This window comes from Corynebacterium sp., from assembly GCF_030530965.1.
Lineage (GTDB): Bacteria > Actinomycetota > Actinomycetes > Mycobacteriales > Mycobacteriaceae > Corynebacterium.
Window position 1 is genome coordinate 3,946 of record NZ_JAUMTY010000001.1, and the last position, 13,925, is coordinate 17,870.

The following is a 13,925-nucleotide window of genomic DNA, read 5'->3' on the forward strand; positions in this document are numbered from 1 at the left end:
GCCGGGATGTACCGCGCAGGAATAACCGGTACCGCGGCATATACCCAGCTCAAGATGACGTATCGCACGCTGCTGATGCGCATCGCCGCCTCTGATTTGGCCAGCACCATACCGTCCGGGGTCTTTCAGCAATCCCAGCCCGACGGTGATGACCGACGTAGCTCAGCGCGGGCTGGCAATTCAGCAACACACGGGGGAGAGGACGGTAGCGGAGGAGCAGCCTCGGCGTCGCCCAACGAAAAGCGCGCCATGGCCCACCCCATGGGATTCGTCGAGGTCTCGGCCGCATTATCCGATCTCGCCGACGCAGCGCTCACAGCGGCACTCGCGGTAGCCGTCGCCACGGTGTACCCCGACAACAACGCCGTGGATGCCCGGCTGGCGGTCATCGCGATGGGGAAGTGTGGCGCGCGCGAACTGAACTACATCTCCGACGTTGACGTCATCTTCGTAGGTGAGACCGCCGATGCGAAAACAACCCGTGTGGCCAGCGAATTCATCAAAGTTGGCTCCCGGTGTTTCTTCGAGGTGGATGCGGCCCTCCGCCCCGAAGGCAAAAGTGGGGCGCTCGTGCGCACGCTCGAGAGCCACCTGAGCTATTACGAACGATGGGCCGATACCTGGGAGTTTCAGGCCCAGCTCAAGGCCCGACCCATGACCGGGGCCATGGATTTAGGCAAAGCCTATGTCCAAGCAATCCAGCCGCGCGTGTGGCAGGCGTCCCAACGCGACTCATTTGTTGACGACACCCAACATATGCGGGGCCGGGTCATCGAGAACATTCCCAAAGAACAACAAGCGCGGGAACTCAAACTCGGCGTCGGTGGCCTGAGGGATGTCGAATTCGCAGTCCAGATGCTGCAGATGGTTCATGGCCGGATCGATGCTGATTTGCGTGTCCGGTCAACAATCAGTGCTCTTCAGGCCCTCATCCGCGGAGGATACGTCGGCCGGGAAGATGGCTCGCAACTCATCGCCTGCTATGAATTCGTGCGGTTGCTGGAGCACCGGCTTCAGCTGCAGCGGATCAAACGCACACACATGCTGCCCGAGCCCGACGACGAGGATGCACTCCGATGGCTCGCGCGCTCGTGCGGCATCGGTTCCACGTCCTCCATGACGAGCATCGAGTCGCTCAAGAAGCTCATCGGGCGAGCATCACGCCAAATTCACAGCCTGCACAACAAACTTTTCTTCCGGCCACTGCTTAATGCCGTCGCTCTTATCGACGACGAGACCGCGCGACTGTCTCCCGACGCCGCCCGCCGCCAGCTGGCCGTGTTGGGATATCAGTTCCCGGACCGCGCGTACGAGCACCTCAAAGCGCTGGCCTCGGGGACAACTCGCAAGGATCGCATCCAAGCGATGCTGCTCCCCACGCTCATGGAGTGGTTGGGCGACACCTCCGACCCCGACGCGGGCCTCCTGGCGTACCGCAAACTCTCCGACGTGCTCTACCACGATCCCTGGTTCCTCAGGATGCTCCGGGACGAGGGGATCGTCGGCCGTCGCCTCATGCACATTTTGGGAACGTCCCCCTACGCCACGGACTTAATCCTGGCCGCGCCGAACGTCGTCAAACTTCTTGGCGACGGCGCCAACGGGCCGAAGCTCACGGAGGTCAGCGCGTCCACGGTGACGCGATCCCTCGTCACCACCGCGAGCAGGCACAAAGACCCCGATAAAGCGATTGCCGCGGCCCGGTCACTGCGTCGAAAAGAATTAGCCCGCATTGCGTGTGCTGATCTGTTGGGGATGATGTCTCTGGCCGACGTGTGCCACAGCTTGTCCCTCGTGTGGGACGCGGTACTGGAAGCGGCCCTCTACGCGGAGATTCACGGGTGGACGGCCACACACCCCGACGAACCAATCCCGGCGACGATGACCGTGATAGGCATGGGGCGCCTCGGTGGGGGCGAGTTGGGCTATGGATCCGATGCCGACGTGCTGTTTGTCTGCGAACCCGCCCACGATGACGTGAGCGAGGCAGACGCCGTGAAATGGGCCATCGGGATCGGCGACGCTGTGCGACGTCGGCTAGCGAAACCCTCGCAGGACCCCCGCTTGGATGTCGATCTTGACCTCCGCCCCGAGGGCCGTAACGGCCCGACCGTGCGGACGCTGAACTCGTATCACGCGTACTACGAACGGTGGGGAGAAACCTGGGAAGTGCAGGCGCTGCTGCGCGCAACGTGGATCGCCGGCGATGAAGACTTAGGCCGCCGCTTCCTCCATATGATCGACAAGTTCCGTTATCCGGAGGGCGGTGTGAGTGATGCGACGGTGAGGGAAGTCCGCCGCATGAAAGCCCGCGTCGATGAAGAGCGCCTTCCCCGTGGGGCCAACCGCAACACCCACACGAAACTGGGCCGCGGTGCATTGACCGACATTGAATGGACAGTGCAGTTGCTCACGCTCCAACACGCGCACGAGTACCCGGAGCTGCACAACACGTCCACGATGGCGACTCTTCGCGCTATCGAAAACGTCGGGCTGCTTGAGCCCGAGGACTGTGAAACCCTCCGCACCGCATGGCAAACGGCGACGAAAGCGCGCAACGCCCTTGTCTTGGTACGCGGAAAGCGGACCGATCAGCTACCCGAGCCGGGTGCTGCGCTGGCACACACAGCTGGTGCCGCAGGGTGGGAACCCGAGCACTACCAGGAGTTTTTGGACAACTACTTGAAAGTTACCCGCCAAGCGAGGAAAGTAATCGATCGGGTCTTCTGGGGGGAGGATGAGTTTATGCATCGCTGAGTCCCCGTCAGAGGAATCGTAAGAGCGATAAATGTCACGGCGTGGAGTTGTCGACAGGTGTCGCGGATTCGTTAGAGTATCCATGTCTGGCCGGGCCTGGCCGGCGCATGCAGGACATGAGTGACAAAATAGTACGGAGTTAATGTGGGCGAGCGATCATCGATCGTGATTTCCCGGTACGGGAACACACTTATCCAGTTCATCAAGTTTGGGCTGGTCGGCGGCTCGGGAGTCATCGTGAACATGGTGGCTCTGGTGATCGCGAACAAGCTCTTCGGCTGGGGGTTTGATGTCACACCACATGACACCGTGCTCAACCTTCTAGGAACCCGCTTCCACCTGCGCTGGTACCACATTTTCGCAACCATCGCGTTCGTCGTGGCAAACACCTGGAATTTCCAAATCAACCGCTGGTGGACGTTCAAGTCTCATGGCCACGGCCGCTGGCTCCGTGAATTCCTGGCCTTCTTTGCTGTCGGCCTGCTGAGCTGGGTGGTCTCGCAAATTGTGATGACCCTCCTGATGAACCCGACCTCCCCGCTGGAACTCTCACCCCGAATTTTCGACAGCTCCACCGGGCTCCGAAACCAACTGTATTGGGCCAACCTGATCGGCATTTTTGTGGCCATGCCCGTGAACTTTGTGGTCAACAAACTGTGGACATTCAAAGCTGTCCGCGTCTCCCGCGTGCCCGACAAGTATGAATTGTTGACTGAAAAACAACTCCGTGACCGGGAGCTATCCCGCAAAAGCTAAGCTTGCGTGGTCTCCGCTGGCGGACATGCACACGTGGGTATATCGGGATTGTTGGTGTGGATAGCGTTAAGAAGCCGATCGAAAACACCCGAGAGATAGTCGACGTCGCCATCCTCTAATTGTGCGAAAAGATTCTTGCGCACAGTGTCGACGTGACCGGGAGCGACGTGCTCAATAGCCTTTCGGCCCTTATCGGTGACAGAGACGACAGAAGCGCGCCCGTCGTGAGGGTCGTCGTTACGAATAACGAGGCCACGTTTCTGCATCCTGCTGACCTGATGTGACAGTCGGCTGCGCTCCCACAGCATACGGTCGGCCAGAAGTGTGACGCGGAGTTCCCCGTCGGGCGCTTCGCTTAAATTGACGAGGACCTCAAAGTCTGCGAGGGACAGATCGCCCTCGTTATGTAGTTGCCGGGCGATCACCGTATTGAGTTCATCATGAAATCGTAAGAACGATCGCCAGACGTGTTGTTGCTGCGGGCTCAGCCAGATCGCGGAAGAATCGGACATGTTGTCATCATACGGTGTAGTAGGTGGCGTTCGCTGTGTAAGTCTGGGCTAGGGTCCGCGCGAGGTCTCTCGGTGAAAGTCACATTGAATATAGCCATGTTAGGTAGGTCTCAATTGAATGTTATTCGCGCAGGTAGATAGGTAAAATGCACCTTTGTTAGTTGATGTATCATAAATAGCGGTGTGTACGCGCGGTGAAGCGCGTTGCTCTCTATGTGGCAAGGGGAGTAGACACAGTATCGCGAACGGTTTACCCGGGCTGATCTTTCGATACATCCTCCATGGAGACCTGTGGGGATCCTTGGAGATCTCAAGCTTGTGGTACCTCAGAAAGTGTTAAGAACCTTAGGAAGGTAATTAATGGCACGTAATGTCGCAGAACAGCTAGTAGATGCCCTAGAAAAGCAGGGCGTTAGCAGAGTGTTCGGCTTGGTGGGCGACAGTCTTAACCCGATTGTTGACGCTATCCGGCAAAGTTCAATCGAGTGGGTTCACTGCTATAACGAGGAGTCTGCTGCTTTCGCGGCCGGCGCCCACTCCGTCGTTACCGGTGAGCTCTCCGTGTGTGCTGGATCGTGTGGTCCGGGTAATACACACATGATTCAGGGGCTGTACGACGCTCACCGCAACGGTGGGAAGGTCTTGGCCCTCGCTAGCCAGATCCCGTCGAAGGAAATCGGTTCCGGTTTCTTCCAAGAGACGCACCCCGAGAAGCTTTTTGAAGAATGCTCTGGGTACTGCGAATTGGTGAACTCCGCTGCTCAGGCGGGTCGCTGTATTCACGCCGCTATCCAGTCGACCTTGGCTGGCCACGGTGTGTCCGTCGTGTCCTTCCCGGGTGACATCTCCATGCAGGAGGCTGTGGAGACCCCGTCGCTGGAAGGCAACTTCTCGGTGCAGAACGGGGAAGTACACCCCAGCCGGAAGCAGCTCCGCGACCTTGCCGATGCCATCAACAAGGCTGACAAGGTGACGATGTTCGGCGGTATCGGTTGCGCCGGTGCTCGCGATGAGCTCTTCGCCGTCGCGGAGAAGATTAAATCGCCTGTCGGCCACTCGTACGCCGGTAAGGAAGTTCTGCACTACGACAACCCGTATGACGTCGGTATGTCCGGCCTCCTCGGTTACGGTGCATGTACTGCAGCATTCGACAACGCTGACCTCTTGATCTTGGTCGGTACCGACTTCCCGTACACCGACTTCTTGCCGACGACGCCCACCGCGCAGATCGACATTAACGGTGCTCACATTGGTCGACGCACCCACGTCGAGTACCCGGTTGTTGGTGACGTGAAGTCCACCATGGCGGAGCTGCTCCCGCTTTTGAAGGAAAAGACCGACCGCAGCTTCCTCGATTCCATGCTGAAGAAGCAGCAGCGGAACCTGAAGCACGTCATCTCTGCGTACACCAAGAACGTCTCCAAGCACACGCCGATTCACCCCGAATTCTTGGCGTACAACCTGGACGATCTTGCCGACGACGACGCCATCTTCACGGCCGACACCGGTATGTGCAATGTGTGGCACGCACGCTACATCATGGCCGGCCCGAACCGTCGTCTGCTGGCGTCCTACCGCCACGGGACCATGGCGAACGCCTTGCCGCAGGCGATCGGCGCCCAGGCTGCGGATCGTAAGCGCCAGGTCATTTCGATGTCCGGCGATGGTGGGCTCTCCATGCTGATGGGTGAGCTGTTGACCGTGAAGCTCCACCAGCTGCCCATCAAGATGGTGGTCTTCAACAACTCCACGCTGGGCATGGTCAAGCTCGAAATGATGGTCCAGGGTATCCCCGATTTCGGAACCGACCACGCGAAGTTCAATTACGCTGACATTGCCCGCGCGGTGGGAATCAAGTCCTACCGTGTGGAGGATCCGAAGGACGTTCGCTCGACGCTGCAAGAGGCGCTGGCCCACCCGGGTCCGGTGTTGATCGATGTCCAGACCGATCCGAACGCGCTGTCGATCCCGCCGGACATCTCCCTGGAGCAGGTGAGCGGCTTCACCAAGGCTGCTGTTCGTACTGTGCTCGACGGTGGTGTCGGCAAGATGATTAACATCGCGAACTCGAACCTGCGTAATATTCCTCGTCCTTCCGGATTTAAGGGAATTGGCTAGTCACGGAATTGGCTACATTTCGTTTAATTTCCCGATGAATCTGCATCGGGGCATGGTTTAACGCCACAGTCGGCTAGGCTGGATCAGGTGAAATACATCTCCACCCGTGATCCACACCAGTCGCCTGTGGCGTTTTCCGATATTCTGCTCCGCGGTCTTGCACCCGATGGGGGCCTGTATGTCCCCGAGTCCTATCCGCAATGGAGTTCATCCGATTTATCCCGATTCCGTTCCCTTCTTCATGACCAGGGATATCCATCCTTAGCTGCGGAAATTATTCCCTATTTTGTCGACGATATTCCGCGCGAGGATATTGAGCAGATGACTCAGCGGGCTTATCAAGTCCCTCGGTTTGCGAACCCGGATATTGTGCCGGTCAGTGAGCTGGAGGATGGCCTGTTCATCGGCCATTTGTCTGAAGGCCCGACTGCCGCGTTTAAAGACATGGCGATGCAGCTTTTGGGTGAGCTGTTTGAATATGAGTTATCGCGACGCTCCAGCACGTTGAATATTGTGGGCGCGACCTCGGGGGATACAGGTTCATCGGCGGAATACGCGATGCGCGGCCGCCGTGGAATTCGCGTGTTTATGCTGACCCCGCGCGGGCGGATGACACCATTCCAGCAAGCGCAAATGTTTAGCTTGGATGATCCCAACATCTTTAATATTGCTTTAGACGGTGTATTCGACGATTGCCAGGATGTGGTGAAAGAAATTTCATCAGATGCTGATTTCAAGGCCGAATTCCATATTGGAGCCGTCAATTCGATTAACTGGGCCAGGCTCATGGCGCAGGTTGTCTACTATGTGGCCTGTTGGATTCGCGCTACCGAGTCGAATGAGAGCAAAGTCAGCTTCTGCGTGCCCACGGGCAATTTCGGGGACATTTGCGCCGGGCATATCGCGCGGAGCATGGGTCTGCCCATCGACCAACTCATTGTCGCAACAAATGAGAACGATGTTTTAGATGAGTTCTTCCGCACGGGTAGTTACCGTGTACGATCCGCGCGCGAGACCTTAGCGACGTCGAGCCCTTCGATGGATATTTCCCGCGCGTCCAACTTCGAGCGCTTTATTTTCGACGTCCTGGGACGCGACGTTGCCCGCACCGCGGACCTGTTCGGCAAGAGAGTCCGTGAGGGCGGTTTTGATCTCTCAGACGATCCGGCTTTCCCATCGGTGGCAGAGAAATTTGGTTTCCGCTCCGGGAAGTCGACCCATGCTGACCGCTTGGCGACGATCAAGCGCGTGCATGATGAGTATGGCGTCGATATTGACCCGCACACCGCTGATGGCGTGACCGTGGCGTGGCAGCAGAGGGACGCTGTCCACCCGCCGATCGTCTGCCTGGAGACAGCACTACCGGTGAAGTTTGCTGACACGATGCGGGAGGCTTTAGGCGAGGAGCCGGAAACGCCAGAGCGCTTTGCAAACATCATGCAGGGTGGCCGACATGTGGCTGATCTGCCGAATGATGCTACCGCGGTGAAGGATTTCATTCGCGAGTCCATAGCCAACTCTGATGTGACGAATTAGCCTCACGGCTGGGATTAGATGATCAGATGATCCCCTGGAAGACATAGAAAACCCGCTGCCCTCGTTGATTCGAGAGGACAACGGGTTTTTACATGCTAGCTGCTGCTAGCTGGCTATATGCCCTGGCCGTTTAGCAGTCGTAGTACATTTCGAACTCTTGCGGGGTCGGGCGCAGGCGGACCGGGGAGATCTCGTTGTCGAACTTGTACTTGAGGTACGTATCCAGCAGGTCCTCGGTGAAGACGTCGCCCTCGGTGAGGAAGTCGTGGTCCTTCTCCAGGGAAGCCAGAGCTGCCTCGAGGCTGGTCGGAGCCTGAGGAATGTCAGCGGCCTCCTCGGGCGGGAGCTCGTAGAGGTCCTTGTCAACCGGAGCGTGCGGCTCGATGCGGTTCTTGATGCCGTCCAAACCGGCCATCATCATCGCGGCGAAACCGAAGTAGGGGTTACCCGTCGGGTCCGGTGCACGGAATTCGACGCGCTTTGCCTTCGGGTTGGATCCGGAGATCGGAATACGGATCGCTGCCGAGCGGTTACGCTGCGAGTACACCAGGTTGATGGGGGCCTCGAAGCCAGGAACCAGGCGGTGGTAGGAGTTCAGCGTGGGGTTGGTGAACGCCAACACTGAACCAGCGTGCTTCAGGATGCCGCCGATGTAGTAGCGGGCGGTGTCGGACAGTCCGCCGTAGCCAGCCTCGTCGTAGAACAGCGGCGAGCCGTCCTTCCAGAGTGACTGGTGAGCGTGCATACCGGAACCGTTGTCGCCGGCAAGGGGCTTCGCCATGAAGGTGGCGGACTTGCCTTCCTGCCATGCGGTGTTCTTGATGATGTACTTGAAGGTCTGCAGGTCATCAGCAGCGTGAAGCAGGGTGTTGAACTTGTAGTTGATTTCCTGCTGTCCACCGGTACCGACCTCGTGGTGAGCGCGCTCAAGCTCAAAGCCAGCGTTGATCAGGTTGCGGGACATGTCGTCGCGGAGATCCTGGAAGTGATCGTACGGAGCGACGGGGAAGTAGCCACCCTTGATGCGGGTCTTGTACCCGAGGTTCTCGGACCCGTCACGCTCTTCTTCTGCGCCTCGGTTCCACCAGCCCTCGACGGAATCAACTTCGTAGAAAGCGTTGTTGATGTCGGTGCTGTACCGGACGGAATCGAAGATATAGAATTCAGCTTCAGCGCCGAAGAAGCAGGTGTCAGCGATGCCGGTGGAGGCGAGGTATTCCTCTGCCTTGCGGGCAACGTTACGTGGGTCACGGGAGAAGGCTTCGCCAGTCAGCGGATCGTGGACGAAGAACTTCATGTTCAACGTCTTCGCTTTGCGGAACGGATCGAGCTGGGCCGTCGCCAGGTCTGGCATGAGGGCCATGTCGGATTCGTCGATAGTGGTGAATCCTCGGACGGATGAACCATCGAAAGCGAGTCCTTCGTTGATGACGTCTTCATCGAAGGCATCGGCTGGAATGGTGAAGTGCTGCTCGACGCCGGGGACATCCGTGAAGCGAATGTCGACGAACTCGACGTCGTTATCTTTGATGTACTTGGTGACATCTTCAGCATTAGTGAAAGCCACTGTGACTCCTCGCAGATTTCTCTCGGTCGGTCGGGAATATCTGTAAGTGACCGAGCATTACTTTCCACTTTAAAGTAAAGGTGTTGCTCTGGGGATAAAGATATGTTTCGTTAATGTTACGTCCTGGCCAGACGCGATCTCCTCCACAAAAGTGGGGGTGCTGGCACAGTCGCGGTGCCAAGTGGGGCACTGGCAACGACGAACTTACGACGAGCCACGTGCCGTCGATAATACGCGGCAGGTAAAGTGCCTCCTATGGCAAAGGATCGGGCACGCGAGCGAAAGAACAACCAGCGATCAGAACGCACGAGTTGGCTTGAAGGGCCACAAATCCCCGGCGAAAACGACGGGCTCGTTCAGTCGCGATGGCCCGGTGAAAAACTGGGGCTGACAAAATCAGGTTCGGGGTCGCAAGCGTCGATTATGCGACGGTGCGGGGGAGTGGTCCTGGATTGGCTCGTGTCCATGGCCATCACAGGAATTCTGTTTTATATCGTGGGGCCGACGTCGAGCGACGGAAAACAGACCGAACTGGTGTGGGGCAATTTTGCCGCCACGACGAACATCATCGTCTACGTCGTTGTTGGGATCATCTCTGTTTGGCTTTTCGCGCGCACCCCGGGCCAGCTGATGCTCGGGATGGGGGTTGCGCGAGTAGATCAGCGCGATGCCCGCGTCGGCTTGTGGCGCGCAGTTGTCCGCACCCTGTTGACAATCTTTATCCTCCCAGCAGCGATCTGCGACTCAGACCTGCGGGGAATGCATGACCGTGCGACGGGGACTGTGGTGATCAGGGCTTAGCGCCTGATACGCAGCGCTTAGCGCCCAGCACCTAGTGCTTGTTTCGCTGAGCAGCCCGACGCGCCCGGCGGTTCATTCCCTTTTGCACCTTGGCCTGGTTCGGGATGGGGCCCTTCGGCATCCCCATATTGCCGCGGACATTGTCCAGGGACTCGATCCGGCTGGCCAATGAGTCCACTTCTTGCTTCTTAATGTTGCGGGGCAGCCTCATCAAGTGGCGCTGCAGCTTCTTGATCGGGACTTCGTCCTCACCCTCGCCCGACACTACCTCGTAGATGGGGGTATCGCCGACGATGCGGGCCAGGCGACGACGCTCCTTGTCCATCATGGGCTTGATTCGCTGTTTTTCCCCTTCACCGACGAGGACAACACCGGGTGTGCCGACAACACGGTGAACAAGATCCATGTGGTTGTTGACTTGAACGCCCTGTTTCGTGACCCACTTCATGCCGACGCCATCACGCATATTGTCCAGCGCCCATCCTGCGGCACCAGCCTGTCCGGATGCGCGATCGTAAACCGACCGCTGCAAGCGTCGGCTGAAAACAAGCATCGCGAGTGTGGCGCCGAGAATAAGGCCGATGATTAACCACAGCCACTTGTTACCCCACACGAAACCGAGCAGGAAAAGTAGGACAGCGGGCAGCAGGAGAGCCAGCAGCATGTAGGGAATGAGCTTGTTATCCTGCTTGCGCTGGATGTTGAAAGCCTGCCACATCTGGCTGCGTGTTTGTTTACGCTGAGCCCGTTTAGCGGAGCGCTGGGCCTTCTTTTCTTCCTTTGCGCGGTCGTTCTTCGCCATACGTTCAGGATAGGCGATGGATGTCCGGTCGGTGGAATCAGTGAGCGTTAACGAGCGCCAACTGGTGTCTCGCGGCTGGCCCCGTACTTGGACAGCAAGGTGGAGGCTTCCTGAGAGGCCGTGTCGTCGATCCCCTCGCCCAGGTGGCGCAGATTAGCGGGGAGTTCTTCGCCGCGCGCCTTGATCGCCTGCGCATACAGCCGACCCGCACGGTAGGAGGACCGGACCAACGGCCCGGCCATTACACCAGCAAACCCAATGTCATGCCCATAATCGCGGTACATAACGAACTCTTCGGGTTTGACCCACCTTTCGATGGGGTGGTGCAGGTTCGACGGGCGGAGGTACTGGGTCACCGTCAAGATGTCGCATCCGGCATCGCGAAGGTCGCGCATGGCGGATTTCACCTCGTCAACCGTCTCACCCATCCCAAGGATCAAGTTCGACTTGGTGACTAAGCCGAAATCACGCGCCTGACGGATGACATCCAGGCTTCGCTCATAACGGAATGCAGGGCGGATCCGCTTAAAAATGCGGGGCACCGTTTCCAAGTTGTGGGCAAACACTTCCGGTCGAGCCTCAAATACGGTCTGAAGAAGATCGGGCTTTCCCGAAAAATCGGGGGTGAGGTTCTCGACGCCGGTGTTGGGGTTGAGTTTGTGGATTTGCCGGACAACCTCGGCGTATAACCACGCGCCCTCGTCGGGCAGATCATCACGGGTGACCCCGGTGATGGTGGAGTAGCGCAATCCGATCTCACGGACATTTTCTGCAACGCGACGAGGTTCGTCCTCATCGAGTGGCTCAGGGCGACCGGATTTAATGTCGCAGAAGTCGCAACGGCGGGAACACGTATCGCCACCGATAAGGAAGGTGGCCTCACGGTCTTCCCAGCACTCGTGGATGTTGGGGCATCCTGCTTCCTGGCAGACGGTGTGAAGACCAGCGCCTTTGACGCGTTTCTTCATGTCGCGGAATTCGGGGCCCATGGTCGCGGTAGTCCGGATCCACCGCGGTTTCGCTTCAATGGGGGTTTGGGCGTTCCGTGCTTCGATGCGGAGAAGTCGTCGTCCGTTCGGTGCAACTGCCATGTCTTCTACCTTATTTTTGAGTGTGTCGTCGTACACATCCTACTGAACTTTGATGCGCTTATGTCCATCGTCGGGAATTGTGCTGGTAGTGATCGGTTGTGTCCCATCCAGCGCCGCGATAAGAGAGTCCCGCATGAGGCCGACGATGTCATGGGGGCGGATATCGCGTCCGAGTTCTTCTGTCAGCGTTGTCACGCCGGCATCACTGATGCCGCACGGCACGATGTGGTTATAGGGCTCGAGCGAGTTATCGCAGTTGAGAGCGAAGCCGTGCATGGTGACTCCGCGCGTCACTCGCAGTCCGATGGCCGCAATTTTCCGCTCAGGGCGTAGTTCCCCGCGGACGACGTCGGTGGGGAGCCAGACTCCCGACCTGCCCTCAACGCGCCCAGCACTGGTCACGCCAAGTGTGTGGCACGTCGTGATGAGTGCTTCTTCCAGCCGTCGCACGTAATCGACGACATCGAGCGGTTGGGCTAACCGAATGATCGGGTACCCCACCAGCTGCCCCGGCCCGTGCCAGGTGATGCGTCCGCCACGGTCGATGCGGATGAGCGGTGTGTCGTCATTGTCAGGGAGGTCTTCGGGTTGTGTTCGTTTCCCGGCTGTGTACGTCGCGGGGTGTTCGAGGAACAACAACTTGTCGACGCCACGGTCGGGTTCGTCACGTGTAGCCCCAGCCGCATCAGCCCGTTGTTGAGCGTATTCGGCTTGCCGATGCCACATCTCCATATAGTCAACTTGTCCGAGCCATTCGACGTCGTAGTCGGTGTCAACAGCTCGAATGGATCCTTGCTGATAACCCATGTGGTTGATCGTACGCGTGTGGCCGGCCCCTAGATGAGGCCGGCCACATGTTGACGCTGACGTGCTGGTCACACGGTGTCGCGCAGAGTTAGGGCGGACCCGTGCGTCACAGCAATCAGGATTTAGAGGTCAAGATCACCCTCGAAATTAGCTGTCTCGAGGCGATCGCGGACGGTGGTCATGAACCGCCCTGCGTCTGCACCGTCGACGATCTGGTGATCGTAGGTGAGAGGCAGCAGCACCATCTGGCGGATGGCAATCGCTTCAGAACCGTCGGACGTCGGGACGACGGACGGCCGCTTCACGATCGCGCCGGTTCCCATCATGGCTGCCTGCGGCGGTACCAGGATCGGGGTGTCGGTCAGCGCGCCTTCTGAACCAATGTTGGTGATGGTGAAGGTGCCGCCAGTGAGGTCGTTCGGCTTCAGCTTGTTGGTCCGTGCCCGGTCGGCGATGTCAGCAATTGCTGCAGCCAGTTCCGGCAACGTCATGTCCTGAGCGTTGTGAATGACCGGTGAGAGCAGGCCAGCTTCCGTGTCAACGGCGATCCCCAGGTTGACCTTGTCGTGGTAGGTCATTTCCTTGGTCTCAGCGTTGTAGGACGCATTGACGTTCGGGTGGGAAATGAGCGCTTCGACAACGGCCTTCGCGAAGAAGGGGAGGTAGGTGAGGTTGACGCCGTACTTCTCCTTGAACGCTGGCTTCGACGCCTTGCGCAGTGCAGCGACATCGGTCATGTCGACCTCGTGAACCTGCGTTAACTGCGCGGACGAGTGGAGGGATTCCAGCGTCTTCGATGCGGTCAGCGAGCGAATACGGTTCACCTTTTGGGTCGTGCCGATCAGCTCTGCCTTCTTGGGATCGACGCGCTTGGTGGACCACGCTGCGCGCGGACCGTCCTGCGCCGGTTTCTCGTCTGCATTTCCGCTTGCCGACGACGTGTCTGGTGCGTCCTTCGCCTTCTCGGCGGCAGCAAGAACGTCTTGCTTGCGGATCCGTCCACCGACGCCGGAGCCTTCAACCGTGGTGAGATCAACGCCGTGCTTCTCCGCCAGCTTTCGTACCAGCGGGGTCACGTACGGGAGCTTTCCACCGGTGTTGACCTTGGTCGACGGGCGAGTAGCAGGTTCCTCCCGATCGGGCGCGCTGGCGGACGATGCCTTAGGCGATGCCGTTTC

Annotated in this window: 11 protein-coding genes; 5 read left to right on the forward strand and 6 right to left on the reverse strand. The window is 58.6% G+C overall.

Translation table 11 applies throughout. The features are described from left to right. Together Q3981_RS00030 and Q3981_RS00035 are read left to right on the forward strand one after the other, a co-directional pair. The coding region (locus tag Q3981_RS00030) for a bifunctional [glutamine synthetase] adenylyltransferase/[glutamine synthetase]-adenylyl-L-tyrosine phosphorylase (RefSeq protein ID WP_303122668.1) at nucleotides 1–2,757 on the forward strand (2,757 nt) is incomplete at its 5' end. A 144-nt stretch (nucleotides 2,758–2,901) separates the two neighbouring features. Further along, entirely contained in the window at nucleotides 2,902–3,513 is a 612-nt protein-coding gene (locus Q3981_RS00035; RefSeq protein ID WP_012731339.1) for a GtrA family protein, read from the forward strand. On the opposite strand, the gene Q3981_RS00040 is transcribed toward Q3981_RS00035, so the two are convergent. Next, a complete protein-coding gene (locus Q3981_RS00040; RefSeq protein WP_303122672.1) occupies nucleotides 3,510–4,025 on the reverse strand; it encodes a MarR family winged helix-turn-helix transcriptional regulator in 516 nt (171 codons plus the stop codon). The genes Q3981_RS00035 and Q3981_RS00040 overlap by 4 nt on opposite strands. A gap of 360 nt (nucleotides 4,026–4,385) precedes the next feature. On the opposite strand from Q3981_RS00040, the gene Q3981_RS00045 reads away from it, so the two are divergent. Then, nucleotides 4,386–6,143, forward strand: a complete 1,758-nt coding sequence (locus tag Q3981_RS00045) for a pyruvate dehydrogenase (RefSeq protein WP_012731341.1) — start codon at nucleotides 4,386–4,388, stop codon at nucleotides 6,141–6,143. Nucleotides 6,144–6,230: 87 nt separating this feature from the next. After that, nucleotides 6,231–7,679 (forward strand): threonine synthase, encoded by a 1,449-nt coding sequence (gene thrC, locus Q3981_RS00050; protein ID WP_303122673.1) that lies wholly within the window; start codon nucleotides 6,231–6,233, stop codon nucleotides 7,677–7,679. Nucleotides 7,680–7,809: 130 nt separating this feature from the next. Here the strand turns inward: thrC and glnA are convergent, their stop codons facing one another. Continuing rightward, nucleotides 7,810–9,246: a type I glutamate--ammonia ligase gene (gene glnA / locus Q3981_RS00055; protein ID WP_012731343.1), complete on the reverse strand. Its 1,437-nt coding sequence runs from the start codon at nucleotides 9,244–9,246 to the stop codon at nucleotides 7,810–7,812. 255 nt (nucleotides 9,247–9,501) lie between these two features. On the opposite strand from glnA, the gene Q3981_RS00060 reads away from it, so the two are divergent. Beyond that, entirely contained in the window at nucleotides 9,502–10,047 is a 546-nt protein-coding gene (locus tag Q3981_RS00060; protein ID WP_303122675.1) for an RDD family protein, read from the forward strand. A 31-nt stretch (nucleotides 10,048–10,078) separates the two neighbouring features. Here the strand turns inward: Q3981_RS00060 and Q3981_RS00065 are convergent, their stop codons facing one another. The 4 genes from Q3981_RS00065 to sucB all read right to left on the reverse strand — a co-directional run. After that, on the reverse strand, nucleotides 10,079–10,849 hold the full coding sequence (locus tag Q3981_RS00065) for a DUF4191 domain-containing protein (protein ID WP_046203031.1): 771 nt from the start codon (nucleotides 10,847–10,849) through the stop codon (nucleotides 10,079–10,081). A 47-nt stretch (nucleotides 10,850–10,896) separates the two neighbouring features. Next, complete coding sequence (gene lipA / locus Q3981_RS00070) at nucleotides 10,897–11,940, reverse strand: lipoyl synthase (protein ID WP_303122680.1); 1,044 nt, start codon at nucleotides 11,938–11,940, stop codon at nucleotides 10,897–10,899. 39 nt (nucleotides 11,941–11,979) lie between these two features. Beyond that, on the reverse strand, nucleotides 11,980–12,747 hold the full coding sequence (gene lipB, locus Q3981_RS00075) for a lipoyl(octanoyl) transferase LipB (protein WP_303122682.1): 768 nt from the start codon (nucleotides 12,745–12,747) through the stop codon (nucleotides 11,980–11,982). A 122-nt stretch (nucleotides 12,748–12,869) separates the two neighbouring features. Beyond that, a partial coding sequence (gene sucB / locus Q3981_RS00080; protein WP_303122684.1) for a 2-oxoglutarate dehydrogenase, E2 component, dihydrolipoamide succinyltransferase occupies nucleotides 12,870–13,925 on the reverse strand: 1,056 nt, incomplete at its 5' end.

Coding starts and splice junctions, on each gene's coding strand:
- Q3981_RS00040 (WP_303122672.1), bottom strand. CDS start 4,025: ATGTCCGATTCTTCCGCGATCTGGCTGAGCCCGCAGCAACAACACGTC.
- Q3981_RS00045 (WP_012731341.1), top strand. CDS start 4,386: ATGGCACGTAATGTCGCAGAACAGCTAGTAGATGCCCTAGAAAAGCAG.
- Q3981_RS00060 (WP_303122675.1), top strand. CDS start 9,502: ATGGCAAAGGATCGGGCACGCGAGCGAAAGAACAACCAGCGATCAGAA.
- Q3981_RS00065 (WP_046203031.1), bottom strand. CDS start 10,849: ATGGCGAAGAACGACCGCGCAAAGGAAGAAAAGAAGGCCCAGCGCTCC.
- lipA (WP_303122680.1), bottom strand. CDS start 11,940: ATGGCAGTTGCACCGAACGGACGACGACTTCTCCGCATCGAAGCACGG.
- lipB (WP_303122682.1), bottom strand. CDS start 12,747: ATGGGTTATCAGCAAGGATCCATTCGAGCTGTTGACACCGACTACGAC.